Raw genomic sequence first — 16181 nt, forward strand, 5'->3', positions numbered from 1 at the left:
TCCATACGGCTCTCTATTCCCTTGGTTGTTCGTTAATAAGGGGAATTATGCGCGTTTATTCTTTTTTCATTACGTTTAATGCAATAATATTAACTCATTTTAATCAATAAAACCAATTAAATATTAGTTTGGGGTAATATATAATGTATATTAAGTAATATATATTATATGACAATTGTATAGTGTACTTCTTATAAGCCTGGGACTTTGGAACTATAGGAATTTCGGCTCCTATTTGGAGTTTACATTTTAAGGCTTTTTGTGGTTATCAGTTTATTTATTTGGTGTTAAACTCTCTGGAAGTTAATCTATTAGGAATGGCAAAATTTTTTATGGAAAAAGGCGGAGTGTAACAAAAGTTGCTGTGGACATTAAATGCCTGGCTTATCTTTACAGTATAAATGTTTTGGTTGGTTGTATAAGGAAACGGTCATTGTAAAAGGTGGCGGTTTCCTTTTTAAACATTCAACAATCAAAAATTATAAATAAAAAAATATGTCCATTTTTAGTACACTATTCGGAACAAGTAAAGAGAAATCGGATAAAATAGAAATATTGAATCAAGCTGACTTTTCAGCGGCCATAGCTGGTAAAAAAGTACAACTTATAGATGTTCGTACGCCTAATGAATATGGTGGTGGACACATAAAAAATGCAGTAAATGTTGATTTTTTTAATACATCGGGCTTTGAAAAATATTGCGAAAAAATGTCCAAGGATAAACCCGTGTATCTATATTGTCGTTCCGGTGCCAGGAGCCAGAGAGCGGCGCGTAAATTGATCGGCATGGGTTTTGAAAAAGTATATGACCTGAAAGGTGGCTACATGTCTTGGAGATAATTTCGTAGATAACAGGAATTTATAAATTAGCTTTAAATAAGCGCTATGTAAACGCTATGAAATTATCCCTAATTGTTCAAAATATTAAATGTGGGGGTTGTGCTAAAACAATTACCACCAAATTATCGGAATTGGATAATATTAAAGAGGTTATGGTGGATGTAAATTCCGGAACGGTATCTTTTGAATCCAAGAACGTTGAGTCCACCCAAAGGCTAAGGGATTCTCTTAAAGCTATGGGCTATCCTAAGGTTGATGCCAAAAACGGCTTGGGAGATAGGGCCAAATCCTTTCTTAGCTGTGCAGCCGGAAGGATGATGAAGGAATAAATCCAAAAATATTAGCTTTATGAAGTATCTATCTTTCTTTACGATCCTTTTAATGACCCTAGTAAGCTGTAAGGAGGCTAAAAATGCGGAAACGAAACCTGTGGAAACAAAGCTCGAAAGCGCATCTACTGATCAGGAAAAAATACATCCAGGTAAAAAGATTATTGAGACAGAATGCTATTTATGTCACAATCCTAAGGCATCGGAAGTCAGTATGATTGCGCCTCCCATGGTGGCCATAAAAAAGCACTATATAGATTCAACCACTACCAAGGAACAATTCATAAAAGCTATGGTAGATTGGATTAATGATCCTCAAGAAGAAAAATCCAAAATGCCTGGAGCACTAAATCGATTTGGGATAATGCCCTATCAACCCTATCCCGAAGAAACCATTAGCCTGATTGCCGAATACATGTATGACTATGAAATTGCACAGCCAGAATGGTTCGATAATCATTTTCAGAGGGAGCATGGTAGAAGAATGGGCAAAGGCAAAGGTATGGGTAAAGGCATGGGCAATGGTCTCAAACATGGAGCACAAACGGATTATGGGGATATAGGACTTGGTTATGCCTTGGCCACAAAAGCTGCGTTGGGAAAAAATCTAATGAAGGCTATCCAGGAAAAAGGAACGGATGGGGCGGTAGAATTTTGTAACCTCCGGGCCATAGAATTGACGGATAGTATTTCAGTGATGAACAATGCCCAGGTCAAACGGGTTTCCGATAAACCCAGAAACCCAATCAATAAGGCCAATAGAGAGGAACTGGGATATATTGCTACTTTTAAGGAGCAGGTTGCCTCCGGTTTGGAAGTGGATCCCATAGTAATTCCCGGTAACGAAGATGTAACGGTATATTATCCTATAACTACAAATACCATGTGCCTCCAATGCCATGGGAAACCCAACGACCAGGTGAAGCCTACTACTATGGCCACTTTAAGAAAATTATACCCGGAAGATAAGGCCGTTGGTTATGATGTAAATGAGGTTCGTGGAATATGGAGTGTGGTTTTTGACAAAAACAAGTAGTATTTCTTTTTGTTCGATTGAAGGAATGCCCTAGGTCTATCAAGTTATAGTGAAATTTAAACCTATCAATTGATTTGTGGAGTTTACGAGAGTGGTACTGTTTAATGGCGCTGGTATTTCGGATATTTATACACAGCTGACAAAAACCTTGGTGTTTACTATCTAATTGAATGTCCTGGCAGCTATTCGTAATAAAAAATTAGCCAATGGAAAACAACCACTACAACCATTTACAACCAGAAGAGTCACGTTTTCTAAGTGGGCCTCGTTCCAGGTTTAAAGAACTGCTTTTCACCTTTAAGGTACAATACAGCTTTATTAGGGCTTTTCGGAAAATGCACTTTATAGGTCCCTGCGTAACGGTTTTTGGATCGGCCAGATTTGACGTTACCAATCCTTTTTACAAAAAGGCAGAAGAGGTAGGTGCCGCTTTGGCCAATATTGGCTTTACGGTGATGACGGGCGGAGGTCCAGGTATTATGGAAGCTGCCAATAAAGGCGCTTATGAAGCGGGTGGTTATTCTGTAGGATGTAATATAATTTTGCCCTTTGAACAAAAACCAAACCCCTATTTACATAAATGGATCAACATAAGATATTTTTTTGTCCGGAAGTTCCTGTTGATAAAGTACTCCTACGCCTTCGTGGTTATGCCCGGCGGCATGGGCACCTTGGATGAGCTTTTCGAATCCATTACTTTGATTCAAACGAAAATGATCCAAAATTTTCCCGTGGTCATTTTCGGGTCAGAATACCATAAAGAGCTTTGCGAACACATTAGGATTATGGCGGAGAACGAAAGTATAAGTCCAAAAGACATGGAGTTGTTGTTCGTAACCGATTCTGTGGAGGAGATGGTAGAACACATTAAAACCCATGCTATTCAAAGGTTTAAATTAGTTAAAAAACCACAACGACCTAGTTGGTGGTTTGGGGAAGAATAAGAAGGTTCCTCATTTTTACCAAAATCTTTTCGATAAAGCTCAGATTATTATAACCCCCTTAACTATTGATAGGAATTAAGAGCATCTACCAAAATAGTTTAGTTTTCCTTTATGTTTCAAAATCCATGGCCTGTGTAACTTAAGTAGCTGTCTATCTGTTTTATATGTTGGAAATTGCTTATGTAATTTAAATGTATCAGCAATGAAACTTTTTAAACAAAATAGAGCCAATTTATACATTTTTGGTTTGCCGTTCCTTTTGGCAGTGTTCTCCTGTAACAATGATGATTCATCCGTTGCGGATCTGGATAATACAAACCTCACTAATGAAGACAGTGCTGCATTACTGTTTATGTTGGAAGAGGAAAAGGTGGCAAGGGATACCTATACCTATTTGGAGGATTTATGGGAAATAAATCAGTTTTCAAACATTAAGAAAAGTGAACAAAGTCATATGGATGCCGTTATTGGCCTTTTGGACCAATATAATATTTCCTATACCCTTTTATCCTATGGGGAGTTTAATAACCCGGACATTCAAAAACTTTATGATCAGTTTGTTGATTACGGCAGCGAGAATAGGGCAAATGCCTTGGAGGTTGGTGCCAATATTGAAGATTTGGACATTGTGGATTTGGCCAACTTTATTAATTCCACTACCAACAGCGCCATGATAAAGGTTTTTGAAAGCCTACAATGTGGTAGCCGAAACCACCTCAGGAGCTTTGTTACTGCCATTGAAGTTTCGGGAAACACCTATGAGCCCCGGTATTTAACCCAGGAAGACTATACCCTAATAATCAATGATAGTCCAGATCAATGTGGGCGATAACCCAAGTTTTTAGACCAACCTAGGCTCCTTTACGTCAGTAACATTAGTTACTGTGCAATCCCTTTTCTCCCCCTAATTTTGTCTTAAATAATTTGTAACATGAAGAATATTATATACATACTATCATTTTTGGGAACTATGTTCTTTGTTCAGGCACAGGAAAGGGTGTTGATCAGCAAGGAGGAAGTGATGACCAAAGTGAGGGAAAACAACAATACCCTAAAAATGTCCCAACAGGATGTGTTGGCCGCGAAAGGAGATTTTAATCAGTCCAATGCGGTGATTTTGCCCAATATAAGCGTCTCCCATACGGCTATAGCTACCACCAATCCCTTGATGGCATTTGGTTCAAAATTAAACCAGGAAATTTTGACTCAAGCCGATTTTGACCCCTTTTTATTGAACAATCCCAGTCAGATCGAGGATTATGCCACGCGTATAGTAGTACAGCAGCCTTTGGTAAATCTGGATGGAATTTTTCAGCGCAAGGCAGCAAAAGCCAAATTAAATGCTGTGGAGTTAAAAGCTGATAGGACCAATGATTATATGGACTTGGAGGTGGAAAAGGCCTATATGCAATTGCAATTGGCGTATAAGTCGGTCGCGGTTTTGGAACAGGCAAAAAAGGCAGCCATGGAAAATAAGCGTTTGGCAGATAATAGTTTTAATCAGGGGTATCTTCAAAAATCGGATGTCCTTGCCGTTGAGGTTAGGCTTACCGAAATAGAGAATCAGTTGCAGTACGCCAAGAGCAATGTCCATAATGTCTCCAATTATCTATCCGTCTTGATGAACGATAACAGCTATGCTCTTCTACAACCATCGGACTCCTTGACCCTAGTGGTCAGTGACATTTATACCGAAGGATTGCCCGAGAATAGAAAGGACCTACAAGCCATGTCCTTGTCCAGTGACGCTTACCAACAAATGTACAGGGCGGACAAAATGAGTTTCCTTCCCAGCCTAAATGCGTTTGGAACCTATGAATTGCATGATGATCAAGTTTTTCAGGGTGATGCCAATGGATACCTGATCGGGGCAGAATTAAAATGGAACATTTTTGAAGGCAGCAAACGTTTTGGAAAGGTTCAAAAAAGTAGGGCCGAATACGAAAAATCCAAATTGGAACTGCATCAGTATAAGGCGGAGAGTCAGGTAGAGTTGAATAGGGCCATGCGGCTGCTTCAGGATGCCAAAAATAATCTGGAGCTAACTTCCTTGGCGTTGCAACAGTCGGAAGAGTCTTTGCGCATACGTACCAATAGATTTAAACAAGGCTTGGAAAAAACTACCGATCTATTAAATACCGAAACACAATTCTCACAAAAGAGATTGGAGTATTACACTACAATTTTTAATTATAACTATGCTTTGGCCTATGTTAAGTTCTTAACCAAGGAATAATGCGCCTAAGTCGCTTAACATAAGAAATCATAAAAAGGAATTTTCGCATTTAGCACTAAAAATAAAAAGAAAAACATGCAAACAAAATTATACTTAATAGCACTCATCACCCTAGTCATAACAATTTCCAGTTGTGGGAGTGAAGATAAAAAAGCGGTGACAGATAATTCTCCAGCTGTTGCCGTTAAAGTGAATACGGTTTCCGAACAGAGCGGTGGCACATTCCTTTCTGCCAGTGGAAAGATAGAGGCAGTGAACAGTGCCAATATCAGTACCCGAATGATGGGATATGTTGATAAAATTTACGTGCAGGTCGGGGATAAAGTGAATAAAGGACAGCAATTGATAAGTATTAACAACACTGATCTATCCGCCAAATTGGCCCAGGTAAATGCCAGTATTACCGAGGCCACTGCGGCTTTTGCCAATGCAGAAAAGGATTACAAAAGGTATACAGCTTTGTTTAATGAAAACAGTGCTTCTCAAAAGGAACTGGACGATATTACGGCCAACTACAACATGGCCAAGGCCAGATTGGAAGGCGCGAAACAAATGAAGAATGAGGTAAACGCCCAATTTTCATATAGCAATATACGCGCCCCTTTTAATGGGGTAGTAACCAACAAATTTATAAAGGTTGGGGATATGGCAAATCCAGGAATGCCCTTATTGGAAGTGGAGAGTCCCGGAGATTTTCAGGTATTGGCCATGATACCCGAATCCGAAATCCTTCAGATCAAGGACGATTCGGAAGTTCTTGTCCTGATCAAGACTCCTAACGAATCTGTTCAGGGGAAAGTGGTTGAAGTAAGTACATCGGCAAAAAATACTGGAGGACAATATATGGTTAAAGTGATGCTGGACAAATCCGAGTATAATTTGCTTTCCGGAATGTATGCTACTGTGCAATTTCCAACGGTAAAAAAGAAGAACACCAATAAAGTACTTATCCCTTTGGATGCCGTGGTGCACAATGGACAATTAGCCGGGGTGTATACGGTTAGTGAAAGCAATACGGCACTTTTACGCTGGCTGCGGTTGGGCAGGACTTATGGCGATAGTGTTGAAGTATTGTCCGGACTTTCCGCCGAGGAAGATTACATAATATCTGCCGAGGGGAAGTTGTTCAATGGGGCCAAAATAAGTATCCAATAACTGAAGATTAAAAAAACGGATTTGCGTTAGGCTTGCCCGCCATTAGGCGGGGATTGCAGTGGTTACCCCAGGTCTTTTTAGCGGATTTAGGCTAAAAAGGAGCTGGAGTAAAAGCGGAAAGCCCGACCTGAGCTTTCCTGCATGATCATCCTGCTATACCTACAAGGTCTTGGAGACCTTGCATGATTCAGGAAAAGATCTTGCAGGTATAAGAAAAGACCTTGCCGATATGATTATCATGCGAAGGAAACGCTCAAATACAAAAACAATAAGAAAAAGATGAAAGAAGGATTAGCAGGCAAGATTGCCAAAGCGTTTATAGGTTCCAAGTTAACGGTCCTTTTAATGATTGTGTTCATGGTCATTGGGGTATACAGTTCGTTCTTGATACCAAGAGAAGAGGAGCCTCAGATAGATGTGCCCATGGCCGATATTTTTGTGGGATACCCTGGGGCCAGTCCCACCGAAGTGGAGAGTAGGGTAACCAAACCGTTGGAAAAATTAATTTCCAATATTAAGGGTGTGGAGTATGTCTACTCTACCTCCATGGAAGAGCAGGGGATGGTTATAGTGCAGTTTTATGTAGGTGAGGACATTGAACGTTCGTTTGTTAAACTCCAGAACGAGATCAATAAGCATATGGATGAAATGCCGCAAGGCGTTACCTTCCCTTTGATAAAAACCAGGGCTATAGACGATGTTCCCATGCTTGGACTAACCTTATGGAGTGAGAATTACGATGATTACCAATTAAAGCAAATTGCCCAGGAACTTACGGATGAAATTGAAAAGATAAACGATGTGTCCGCCACCCAAAAAATTGGTGGCCGTAACCGTCAATTAAGGGTAGTATTGGACAAGGATAAATTGGCGGAAAGCGGATTGGATTTTCTGTCTGTTGCCCAAATGATAAAGGCCAATAATCAACAACTGAGCGGAGGTACGTTTGATAAAAATGATACCGAATTTATGGTGACCACCGGTAAATTCCTGGAAACTGCTGCAGACGTGGAAAATTTGGTGGTAGGCGTACAACAGAACCGTCCCATTTATTTAAAGCAAATTGCCAGTATACAGGACGGACCAGAAATTCCAAAGGAATATGTGTCCCTTGGCTTTGGGCAGGGGAGTGAAAAAGGGGGAGTCTACAAAAGCGAGTATCCTGCTGTGACTATATCGGTGGCCAAGCGCAAAGGTGCCGACGCTATGAAGATTTCGGACATTATTTTGGACAAGGTAGATCATTTAAAAAAGAACCTTATTCCGGATGATGTGCATGTAGAGGTAACCCGTAATTACGGGGAAACGGCCTCCCATAAGGTGTCGGAATTGTTAATGCACCTTATTGGGGCCATTATAGCAGTAACCTTTGTAGTGATGTTGGCCATGGGATGGCGTGGAGGATTGGTAGTGTTTCTTTCGGTACCTATAACCTTTGCCCTTACATTGCTTAGCTATTATATGTTGGATTATACGCTGAACCGTATCACCTTGTTTGCTTTGGTTTTTGTAACGGGTATAGTGGTGGACGATTCCATTATTATCGCGGAAAACATGCACCGGCATTTTAAAATGAAACGCTTACCGTTTAAACAGGCTGCCTTGTATGCCATTAATGAAGTTGGGAATCCTACTATTTTGGCCACTTTCACGGTAATTGCCTCTGTATTGCCAATGGCTTTTGTCTCCGGTCTAATGGGACCCTATATGTCGCCAATGCCTATTGGAGCTTCCATTGCAATGTTGTTGTCCCTTTTTGTTGCCTTGACCATTACCCCTTATCTAGGATATATTTTCCTAAGGGAGAAGGATAAAAAGGGAGAGGAAAAGGTAGAGAAACCTTTGGAGAATACCTTTATCTACAAGATGTACCATAAGTTTGAAAGTCCTTTGATCGAGAACAAGAAGAAGCGTTGGTTGTTTTTGGGAATTACCTTCTTGTTGCTATTGGGTTCCATTGGAATGTTCTTTACCAAATCGGTTGCTGTAAAAATGTTACCGTTCGACAATAAGAACGAGTTTCAGGTGGTCATAGACATGCCCGAAGGTACTACTTTGGAACGTACCGGGGTGGTAGCTCGGGAAATTGCCCAGTATTTAAATACCCGTCCTGAAGTGGTAAACTACCAAAGTTATGTGGGGACTTCGGCTCCGATAACATTCAACGGTTTGGTCCGTCACTACGATATGAGAGGGGGTAGTAATATGGCCGATATTCAGGTGAATTTAGTGGATAAGGGCGATAGAAGTGCCCAAAGCCATGATATAGCCAGTTTGTTGCGACCAGAAATTCAGCGCATTGGAGGTAAATTCAACGCCAACATTAAGATTGTAGAGGTGCCACCAGGACCTCCGGTTTTATCTACTATTGTTGGGGAAATATACGGTCCTGATTACAACACACAGATAGCCATTGCGGACCAGGTACAGCAAATCTTGAAAAACACCTCTGACGTTGTGGATGTAGATTGGATGGTAGAAGCGGACCAGATAAAATATGAGTTTATCATAGACAAGGAAAAGGCAATGCTTTATGGTGTAGCCCCCGCACAAATTGCCCATACTATGAATATGGCCCTGTCGGAAAGGGCAGTGACCAATCTGTACGATGAAAATGCCTCCAATCAGATTGGGTTGATATTGGCTTTGGATGAAAAAGAGAAATCTACTATCCAGGACATTGCCCAAATGAAGGTGAAATCGGAACAAGGCAATGGCAATATGGTTCCTATAGCCGATTTGGTGAGCATTGAGCAAACCACTAGGGCTAAGAGCATCTATAGAAAAAACCAAAAAAGAGTGGTTTATGTACTGGCCGATATGGCCGGGGAATTGGAAAGTCCGGTGTACGCCATATTGGGAATGACCGATAAGTTAAAGGCCATGGATTTGCCAAAGGGTTATTCTATAGATGAACTGTTCATAAAGCAACCCGATTTTGAGGACAATTATACCGTAAAATGGGATGGGGAATGGCAGATTACCTTGGAGGTATTCCGGGATCTTGGATTGGCCTTCCTAGGGGTCATCATTATAATATATATACTTATTGTGGGTTGGTTCCAGAATTTTAAAGCTCCTATTGTAATGATGGTGGCCATACCCCTTTCCTTGATCGGGATAGTATTGGGCCATTGGATGCTGGGTGCATTTTTTACGGCAACTTCCTTTATCGGGATGATTGCCTTGGCCGGAATCATGGTACGGAACTCGGTGTTATTGATCGATTTTATCAATATACGGCTGGCAGATGGTGTACCCTTGAAATTAGCGGTAATTGAAGCAGGAGCAGTGAGGACAACCCCTATTTTGTTAACTGCAGGTACTGTAGTCATTGGAGCATTCGTAATCTTGTTCGACCCTATTTTTCAAGGGCTGGCCATATCCTTAATGGGAGGTACCATTGTATCCACGGTGCTTACATTGTTAGTAGTGCCTTTGGTGTATTATATGATAGAAAGGAAGAACTATAAATAAAGATGGGTCTCTGCGCCTAGTCGAAGTGATCCCCAGTAAAGCATAAAGGAAGCTACGGCTCAACGAGGTATAATGGCAGAAATACAATTGAAACTAAAAATAAAGTAATGAAATTACTAATAGTAACTGTTGTGGAGGAGTACGGGAAGGAAATCCTACAACTATTTAAAAAAGCCAATATTGAGAGCTTTAGTGGTTCCGATATTGATGGGTATAAGAATCAGGCTACGGTGCTAATGGCATCAAACTGGTTCCCAAGTGAAAAAGGAGGTGTGGAATCCAACATGTTTTTCTCCTTTACCACTGATGAAAATATTGAAATTCTATTCGGACTTATTACATCTTTCAATTCTAATTTGGAAACCAACAATCCCATAAGGGCTGCAGTGGTTCCAATAGAGAAATTTATTTAATAACCTTAAAAAATTATATTATGATCAATAGATATATCAGGGCAATTGCCGGGACTTTTATCATTATAAGTGTTGTATTGGCAATATACGTAAACATAAACTGGTTGTGGTTTACCCTATTTGTAGGGGCCAACCTTTTTCAATCCGCCTTTACCCAATGGTGTCTTATGGAGAAGATCTTATTTAAGCTTGGAGTTAGAAAAGATGGGGACAGCTGTACCGTATAAATGTCTTAAAGCGTAGTGGGATTGGCGATAAATAATAGACAAAAAAAATACCCTGGTCTCCCAGGGTATTTTAAAACTAACTCAAACTCAATAAAAAAACTCAATCTTTATTACCAAGGCTTGGTAACTCCTTGTAATATCCATGGTTTGGACCAAGGTGTGTCGTTTTCGAATTTTCCAGGCACATCGTTCGTGTGGCTGGTAGTTTCCAATGAGGATAATGCTGCCTTGTAATTTTCTTCATTAATATTCCTTTCTTCATCAGGATACTGAAAACGAACCGGGATTACTGAAGATAAGGCAAAAGGTCCTGTCTGTAAATCTGGGAGTCCAGTACGTCTCCAATCCAAATATGCCTCGGAAGCGGTAGCAAAGTTGGCAATCCATTTTTGTTCCATGATTTGCGCCAAAGTACCATTATAGGCTACGTCAGTAGTAGTTATGTAACTATCATATTCTCCACCAATTCCCCATGTGTCCAAAGATGCCTGTACTCCTTTGTTATAATTTCCTTCTGCATCTGAGCCCCAACCTTTTAGAGCAGCTTCTGCTTTTAAGAAACAAACTTCTGCGTAGGACATAACCCTAGCTTTTAAGAAATCACCGCTAGCGTCTTTAAACTGATCGTTCATTAATGAAACATGTACATTGCCTCCACCTTGTACCGGGTTAGGGTTCAAGTTATAAGTATAAGGCTCTGATCCTTGATACGATACAGGGATACCCACATAGGTACTACTGGTATCTACTAAACTTAATCCAGCCAAACGATCGGCTTTCCAGGTAGTTTTGTCATATATCTTTAAACCATTATCGGCAAGAGTTTCTTCATTTATATAACGCACTCCATCTACAACTACATCATCTTCTCCACCAGGAACGTCTGCGGCAGGCACAACTTTAATTGGAATTGCAACAGGTGCAAACCAAATGCTAGCCCTTGGGTCATTAAGTTCCCGTAATCTATCGGTAAAAGTAGTACAAGGCTTAACACGATTAAAGGCAGATGCTCCTCCTGTTGAGCTGTTACTTGGCTGAGCAGTTCCATCAGATGTACCAGTATAGGCCAAGGCACACTCCTCATCCACACTGCTGATCAAAGGTTTCGCCAAGGTGGCCGTTACCCCTGCTTGCGCATAAGATGGGTCTTTCTCCGATAATCGCATGTAATACCGTAGGGCCAAGGAGTTGGCGTATTTCATCCATTTTTCGGCATCGCCTCCAAAGAAAATATCTTGGCTGGCACCAAAGGCCTCTAGGTTACCCATATTGTTGGATATTGAAGCTGCAGCAGCCACGAAATCAGCAATAGCCCCTTTATAAACTGCTTCTTGAGAATCGTAAGTTGGTAGAATAACATCCTCATCGGCTTGTACCGCATCAGAATAAGGTACGTCACCGTAGTAATCTGCCAAGGTAACAAAGTTCTGCGCCATTAATATTTGGGCAATTGCTTCATGTAAAGTATAACCTAATTCTTGAGACCGTTGTAGTGCTAATTTAGCACTACGCAAGTTTCCGTAGTAGGTGTTCCATCCACTTCCATCCCAATCATAATTGTTGTTGCCCCAAGAATCTTTTTGGGTGTATTGCACAAAGGCAGACAGTTCTCCACTATAGCCTTTGTTACCCACGTCCAAAGCGGTATTCACCATCACTTGCGTTAATAGAAAACTTGGATTGCCTTGGCTAGGATCTACCCCGTTGGGGTTTTGGTTAATTTCTGTAAGGTCATTGTCGCATGAAGTAGCGGACAGTAGACAAACTACGAGAAATAGTTTAAATATCTTATTTATTTTACTCATGATTTTTTGTTTTTTGTTTAAAGTGCCTAATTAGAAACTTACGTTAAGTTTGAAACCTATTGGAATGGTAAATGGACTTATGTTAAAGCGCTCAATACCTTGCTTAAATTGGATACCACTTCCTCCTTGTGTACTTGATTCGTGCTGGAAAGCCATCTCAGGGTCGATTCCTATATCGGCCTTGGTCCAAAGGATAATATTTCGGCTAAATAAAGATATATTTAGATTTTGAAGTCCTATTTGCTTAATATGTTTACTTGGCACGGAATAAGTAAGTGAAATTTCTCTTAGTTTTAAGAAATCAGAATCAAAGGTTGCATTTCTAGTAAAGTCCCACCCGTAGTGATCTTGGTATCTTGTAATCACAGTTCCAGGACCACCTAAGTTTTCGGCTGTAGCTATGAAGTTGCCATCATCGTCATAATCGCCTTGTACCCCTGGCATAAATACCCCATCGTTCAATGTAATTCCACCTTCGGTTAATGGATACCCACCATCAGCTGCTGTAGGTCCACCTACTAATACATAGAATTCACCATTTTCCGATAAGAATTGGTCTGCATTGTCTCTCAAATAGGTAGGAACATCGGTGATGTCATTGAAATTATGCAATTTATCAATCCATCGTTGGGTATGTAAATCAGATTCTCCGTATCTGTGAGTTTGCGAAACAAACTGTCCGCCTTTTCTCCAATCAAAATTCATGGAGATGCTCCAGTTCTTATAGGATGCAGATGTTGTCATCCCTAAAGTGAAATCTGGGTTAAAGTTTCCAATAATTGGGGCAACCCTGTTACCGTCTGCGTCTTCCCTAGTACGATCACTGTTTTCAAAACCAGAATCATCAATAATAGGCCAGCCAAAATAAGGCGAGTTTGGATCTTCAACACGAACTAGAGCTGCGTCAAAAATATTTCCTATTTCTTCACCAACCCAAGTTATAGCACCACCACGGGCATCGGTCCAAAACTGAATGGAATTCATACCTTCGGCCAATTCAATTACTTTGGTTCGGTTTCTGTTAAATACGAAGCCCATATCCCAACGCCAATCATTGGAGTTTATAATGGTTGCATTTAAACCAGCCTCTACACCAGTACTTCTCAATAGACCGGCATTGGTATTTTTAGAGTTATACCCTGATGAAATTGGAAGAGCAATACCAAAAATTTGATTTTCGTTATCGGCAGTGTAATAAGTGAAATCCATACTTAACCTATTGTTAAAGAAGGCCAAATCAGCTCCTGCTTCCCAAGATGAAATACTTTCTGGTTTTAAATCTGGGTTAAGTAAGGTAGAAGGCACGGATAACAAAGATCCTGATCCCCATGATGTACCACCATTTAAAGTAGGTTGTAGGTTATATGGCCCAGTATCGTTACCTACTTCAGCATAACCTGCACGAAGTTTTAATAAGGATACCCCATTGCCTAAACCAAGAAGCCTATTAACCAATAAACTAGTAGATACGGATGGGTAAAAATAGGAATTGTTATTATCTGGCAAGGTGCTGGACCAATCATTTCTTCCTGTAACGTCTACGTAGAACATATCTTTAATACCAATACTAGCCATTCCATACAAACTGTTTACTTGTTTTTCGTAAGTGTTATAAGAGTAAACTAAATTGTCGTTGGCAATATTGGATAAGGTGAATAAACCTGGTGTTAAAAGTCCAGATCCTCTACTTATTGTGGAATTTAACAAATTGTTTCCTTTTAAAACCCTTTTGTTACCACCTCCAGATACTGAGAAATCCCATCCTTCCAGTCTTTTGGCATAGGTTAATAGGAAATCGACATTAGTTTCATTTGTGAATATTTTGTTGATACCGTAGGCTCCGTTCATGTCCCCAGTATAGCCTTTGGACAATTTGGTTTCCCGTACTTCGTTAATTTCATCCATGTTGTAGCGAACCATACCCGTTAGATCATCGGTGATTTTCCACTCTCCTTTTACATTACCATAAAACCTGTTTCTTTCAAAACCATTGTTGTTCTCGTAAGCTAGGAAATAAGGGTTGTTCCATTCAGTTTCTGTTGGATCGTCACCAAAGTTATAAGGAGAATTTTGGAAGATGCCTTCGTATCCTGGCAACCAGTAATCCTTCATTTGGCGCACATCAATATGTGGGTTCAATTCGTAAACTGCCTGCATTGCGTTGGCACCGCGGTTACCAACAGGTCTGTTGTCCGCACCAGATTTTGTATAGTTAAGACTAGTACTAACCGTAAATTTATCGTTTAACTTTAATGATGAATTTAAGCTGATGCTATGTTTGTGTAAATCTGTATTAGGGATGTTTCCCTTGTTCTGTAGATCCGAATAGGACAACCTATAATTAATTTTTTCCGTATTGTCCTGGATAGAAATATTATTGGTTGTTGTAACGGCCGTTTGAAAGAAATTCTTTGGATTGTTGTACGACTTCAATTCCCTTGGTACAGGAACGCCACTAGCTATTTCCTCTGCGCTATAAGGCCATTGGATTGCCATGATGCCTTTGTCCAGTTCAGGACCTGCCCATGCTGAAGCAGTTTCGCCGATGACAATTGCACCATAGGAATTTGTTGGGAAATTATCTTCGGTATAAGGTCTGGAACCTGTCGCAAACCTTCTATGTGTATCTAAGAAACGACTTGGAATATCAAAAACTGTACTGGAATTAATAGTTACTCCCATTCCTTTTTTTGATTTTCCAGACTTGGTTGTAATTAATATAACCCCGTTACCAGCTCTAGAACCATAAAGTGCTGCAGCACTGGCTCCTTTTAGAACAGTAACACTGGCAATGTCATCTGCATTGATATCAGAAATAGCATTACCGTAATCCACTTTGTTATCTCTACCTATCTCCGTAATGTTGTTGGCTGTATTAATTACAGGAGAACCATCGATTACAAATAATGGTTGGTTGTCACTGGATAATGAAGCTGCACCCCTAACATTAATGTTTACAGTAGAACCTGCACCACCAGTTGAGTTGATATTCACCCCGGACACTTTACCGGAAAGAGCGTTTAAAACGTTCTCTTGTGGAACATTGTCTAAAGCATCACCACCTACCTCACTAACAGAATACCCTAGAGATTTCTTTTCCCTAGTAATACCAAGTGCCGTTACGACTACCTCGTCCAACTGTTCGGATGAAGTTGCCATAGTAACATCGAGAGTAGTTTGGTTACCAACTATTACTTCTTTAGTTTCCATTCCCAAATAGGAAAATACTAAAACAGCACTACTGTTAGGAACATTAATACTATAAATTCCATCAAAATCCGAGGTTACACCTGTAGTAGTTCCCTTAACTACAACGGATACCCCTGGGAGTAGTTCGCCATCATCACTGCTGACGACTCCCGTTACTCCTTGTTGTGCCAACATGATTCCTGAAACCATACTGAACAAAAGGAAAGTCAAAAATTTCAAGCTTCTTTTTTTCATATTCATTTTTATTAATTGGTTGAGTAATTAGCATTTCGTTAACAAATCTATTGTAAAATTATCGGCAAAAAGCATGGTATTTTATTAGATACCTGTCAAATCTTAACCCTAATGCACTAAATATTAAGATATCGAAAATTTTAGGTTAAGATATGATTGATTTTGAGCAAGAATATTTCTTAAACGTAAACAAGACAATTTGGAGCCTGAATAAACAATGCGGTTTTTATGATTTTAATGGATAAGAATAGTCCCTATAATTGTATATATTAATC

Annotated in this window: 12 protein-coding genes; 10 read left to right on the forward strand and 2 right to left on the reverse strand. The window is 40.0% G+C overall.

Annotation, left to right across the window (positions count from 1 at the left end; all coding sequences use genetic code 11):
• The first annotated feature begins 495 nt into the window (after positions 1–495).
• From MWU78_RS13890 to MWU78_RS13935, 10 genes are all read left to right on the forward strand, one after another.
• The gene (locus tag MWU78_RS13890) at positions 496–840 is read left to right on the forward strand and encodes a rhodanese-like domain-containing protein (RefSeq protein WP_246998706.1); all 345 of its coding nucleotides are present in this window, start codon (positions 496–498) and stop codon (positions 838–840) included.
• Between the two features lie 56 nt (positions 841–896).
• Positions 897–1169: a heavy-metal-associated domain-containing protein gene (locus tag MWU78_RS13895; protein WP_246998708.1), complete on the forward strand. Its 273-nt coding sequence runs from the start codon at positions 897–899 to the stop codon at positions 1167–1169.
• A 19-nt stretch (positions 1170–1188) separates the two neighbouring features.
• Entirely contained in the window at positions 1189–2205 is a 1017-nt protein-coding gene (locus MWU78_RS13900; RefSeq protein ID WP_246998710.1) for a DUF3365 domain-containing protein, read from the forward strand.
• Positions 2206–2411: 206 nt separating this feature from the next.
• Entirely contained in the window at positions 2412–3149 is a 738-nt protein-coding gene (locus tag MWU78_RS13905; RefSeq protein ID WP_246998712.1) for a TIGR00730 family Rossman fold protein, read from the forward strand.
• 202 nt (positions 3150–3351) lie between these two features.
• Positions 3352–3981 carry a DUF2202 domain-containing protein gene (locus MWU78_RS13910; protein ID WP_246998715.1) on the forward strand — a complete coding sequence of 210 codons (630 nt, stop codon included), beginning with the start codon at positions 3352–3354 and terminating at the stop codon, positions 3979–3981.
• A 99-nt stretch (positions 3982–4080) separates the two neighbouring features.
• Complete coding sequence (locus MWU78_RS13915; RefSeq protein WP_246998717.1) at positions 4081–5385, forward strand: TolC family protein; 1305 nt, start codon at positions 4081–4083, stop codon at positions 5383–5385.
• Positions 5386–5460: 75 nt separating this feature from the next.
• A complete protein-coding gene (locus MWU78_RS13920; protein ID WP_246998719.1) occupies positions 5461–6540 on the forward strand; it encodes an efflux RND transporter periplasmic adaptor subunit in 1080 nt (359 codons plus the stop codon).
• Positions 6541–6819: 279 nt separating this feature from the next.
• Positions 6820–10017 carry an efflux RND transporter permease subunit gene (locus MWU78_RS13925; protein ID WP_246998721.1) on the forward strand — a complete coding sequence of 1066 codons (3198 nt, stop codon included), beginning with the start codon at positions 6820–6822 and terminating at the stop codon, positions 10015–10017.
• Positions 10018–10124: 107 nt separating this feature from the next.
• On the forward strand, positions 10125–10430 hold the full coding sequence (locus MWU78_RS13930) for a hypothetical protein (RefSeq protein WP_246998723.1): 306 nt from the start codon (positions 10125–10127) through the stop codon (positions 10428–10430).
• Positions 10431–10450: 20 nt separating this feature from the next.
• The gene (locus MWU78_RS13935) at positions 10451–10657 is read left to right on the forward strand and encodes a DUF2892 domain-containing protein (protein WP_246998725.1); all 207 of its coding nucleotides are present in this window, start codon (positions 10451–10453) and stop codon (positions 10655–10657) included.
• Positions 10658–10767: 110 nt separating this feature from the next.
• Here MWU78_RS13935 and MWU78_RS13940 read toward each other — a convergent pair whose 3' ends face one another.
• Both MWU78_RS13940 and MWU78_RS13945 read right to left on the reverse strand, forming a co-directional pair.
• Entirely contained in the window at positions 10768–12462 is a 1695-nt protein-coding gene (locus MWU78_RS13940) for a SusD/RagB family nutrient-binding outer membrane lipoprotein (protein WP_246998727.1), read from the reverse strand.
• Positions 12463–12492: 30 nt separating this feature from the next.
• Positions 12493–15906: a SusC/RagA family TonB-linked outer membrane protein gene (locus MWU78_RS13945; protein ID WP_246998729.1), complete on the reverse strand. Its 3414-nt coding sequence runs from the start codon at positions 15904–15906 to the stop codon at positions 12493–12495.
• Positions 15907–16181 lie beyond the last annotated feature (275 nt).

The sequence above is a fragment of the Arenibacter sp. F26102 genome, assembly GCF_023015865.1.
Taxonomy (GTDB): Bacteria; Bacteroidota; Bacteroidia; order Flavobacteriales; family Flavobacteriaceae; genus Arenibacter.

Excerpts from the sequence above, each read along its gene's own strand:
- MWU78_RS13890 (WP_246998706.1), top strand. The coding sequence starts at position 496 with ATGTCCATTTTTAGTACACTATTCGGAACAAGTAAAGAGAAATCGGAT.
- MWU78_RS13895 (WP_246998708.1), top strand. The coding sequence starts at position 897 with ATGAAATTATCCCTAATTGTTCAAAATATTAAATGTGGGGGTTGTGCT.
- MWU78_RS13900 (WP_246998710.1), top strand. The coding sequence starts at position 1,189 with ATGAAGTATCTATCTTTCTTTACGATCCTTTTAATGACCCTAGTAAGC.
- MWU78_RS13905 (WP_246998712.1), top strand. The coding sequence starts at position 2,412 with ATGGAAAACAACCACTACAACCATTTACAACCAGAAGAGTCACGTTTT.
- MWU78_RS13910 (WP_246998715.1), top strand. The coding sequence starts at position 3,352 with ATGAAACTTTTTAAACAAAATAGAGCCAATTTATACATTTTTGGTTTG.
- MWU78_RS13915 (WP_246998717.1), top strand. The coding sequence starts at position 4,081 with ATGAAGAATATTATATACATACTATCATTTTTGGGAACTATGTTCTTT.
- MWU78_RS13920 (WP_246998719.1), top strand. The coding sequence starts at position 5,461 with ATGCAAACAAAATTATACTTAATAGCACTCATCACCCTAGTCATAACA.
- MWU78_RS13925 (WP_246998721.1), top strand. The coding sequence starts at position 6,820 with ATGAAAGAAGGATTAGCAGGCAAGATTGCCAAAGCGTTTATAGGTTCC.
- MWU78_RS13930 (WP_246998723.1), top strand. The coding sequence starts at position 10,125 with ATGAAATTACTAATAGTAACTGTTGTGGAGGAGTACGGGAAGGAAATC.
- MWU78_RS13935 (WP_246998725.1), top strand. The coding sequence starts at position 10,451 with ATGATCAATAGATATATCAGGGCAATTGCCGGGACTTTTATCATTATA.
- MWU78_RS13940 (WP_246998727.1), bottom strand. The coding sequence starts at position 12,462 with ATGAGTAAAATAAATAAGATATTTAAACTATTTCTCGTAGTTTGTCTA.
- MWU78_RS13945 (WP_246998729.1), bottom strand. The coding sequence starts at position 15,906 with ATGAAAAAAAGAAGCTTGAAATTTTTGACTTTCCTTTTGTTCAGTATG.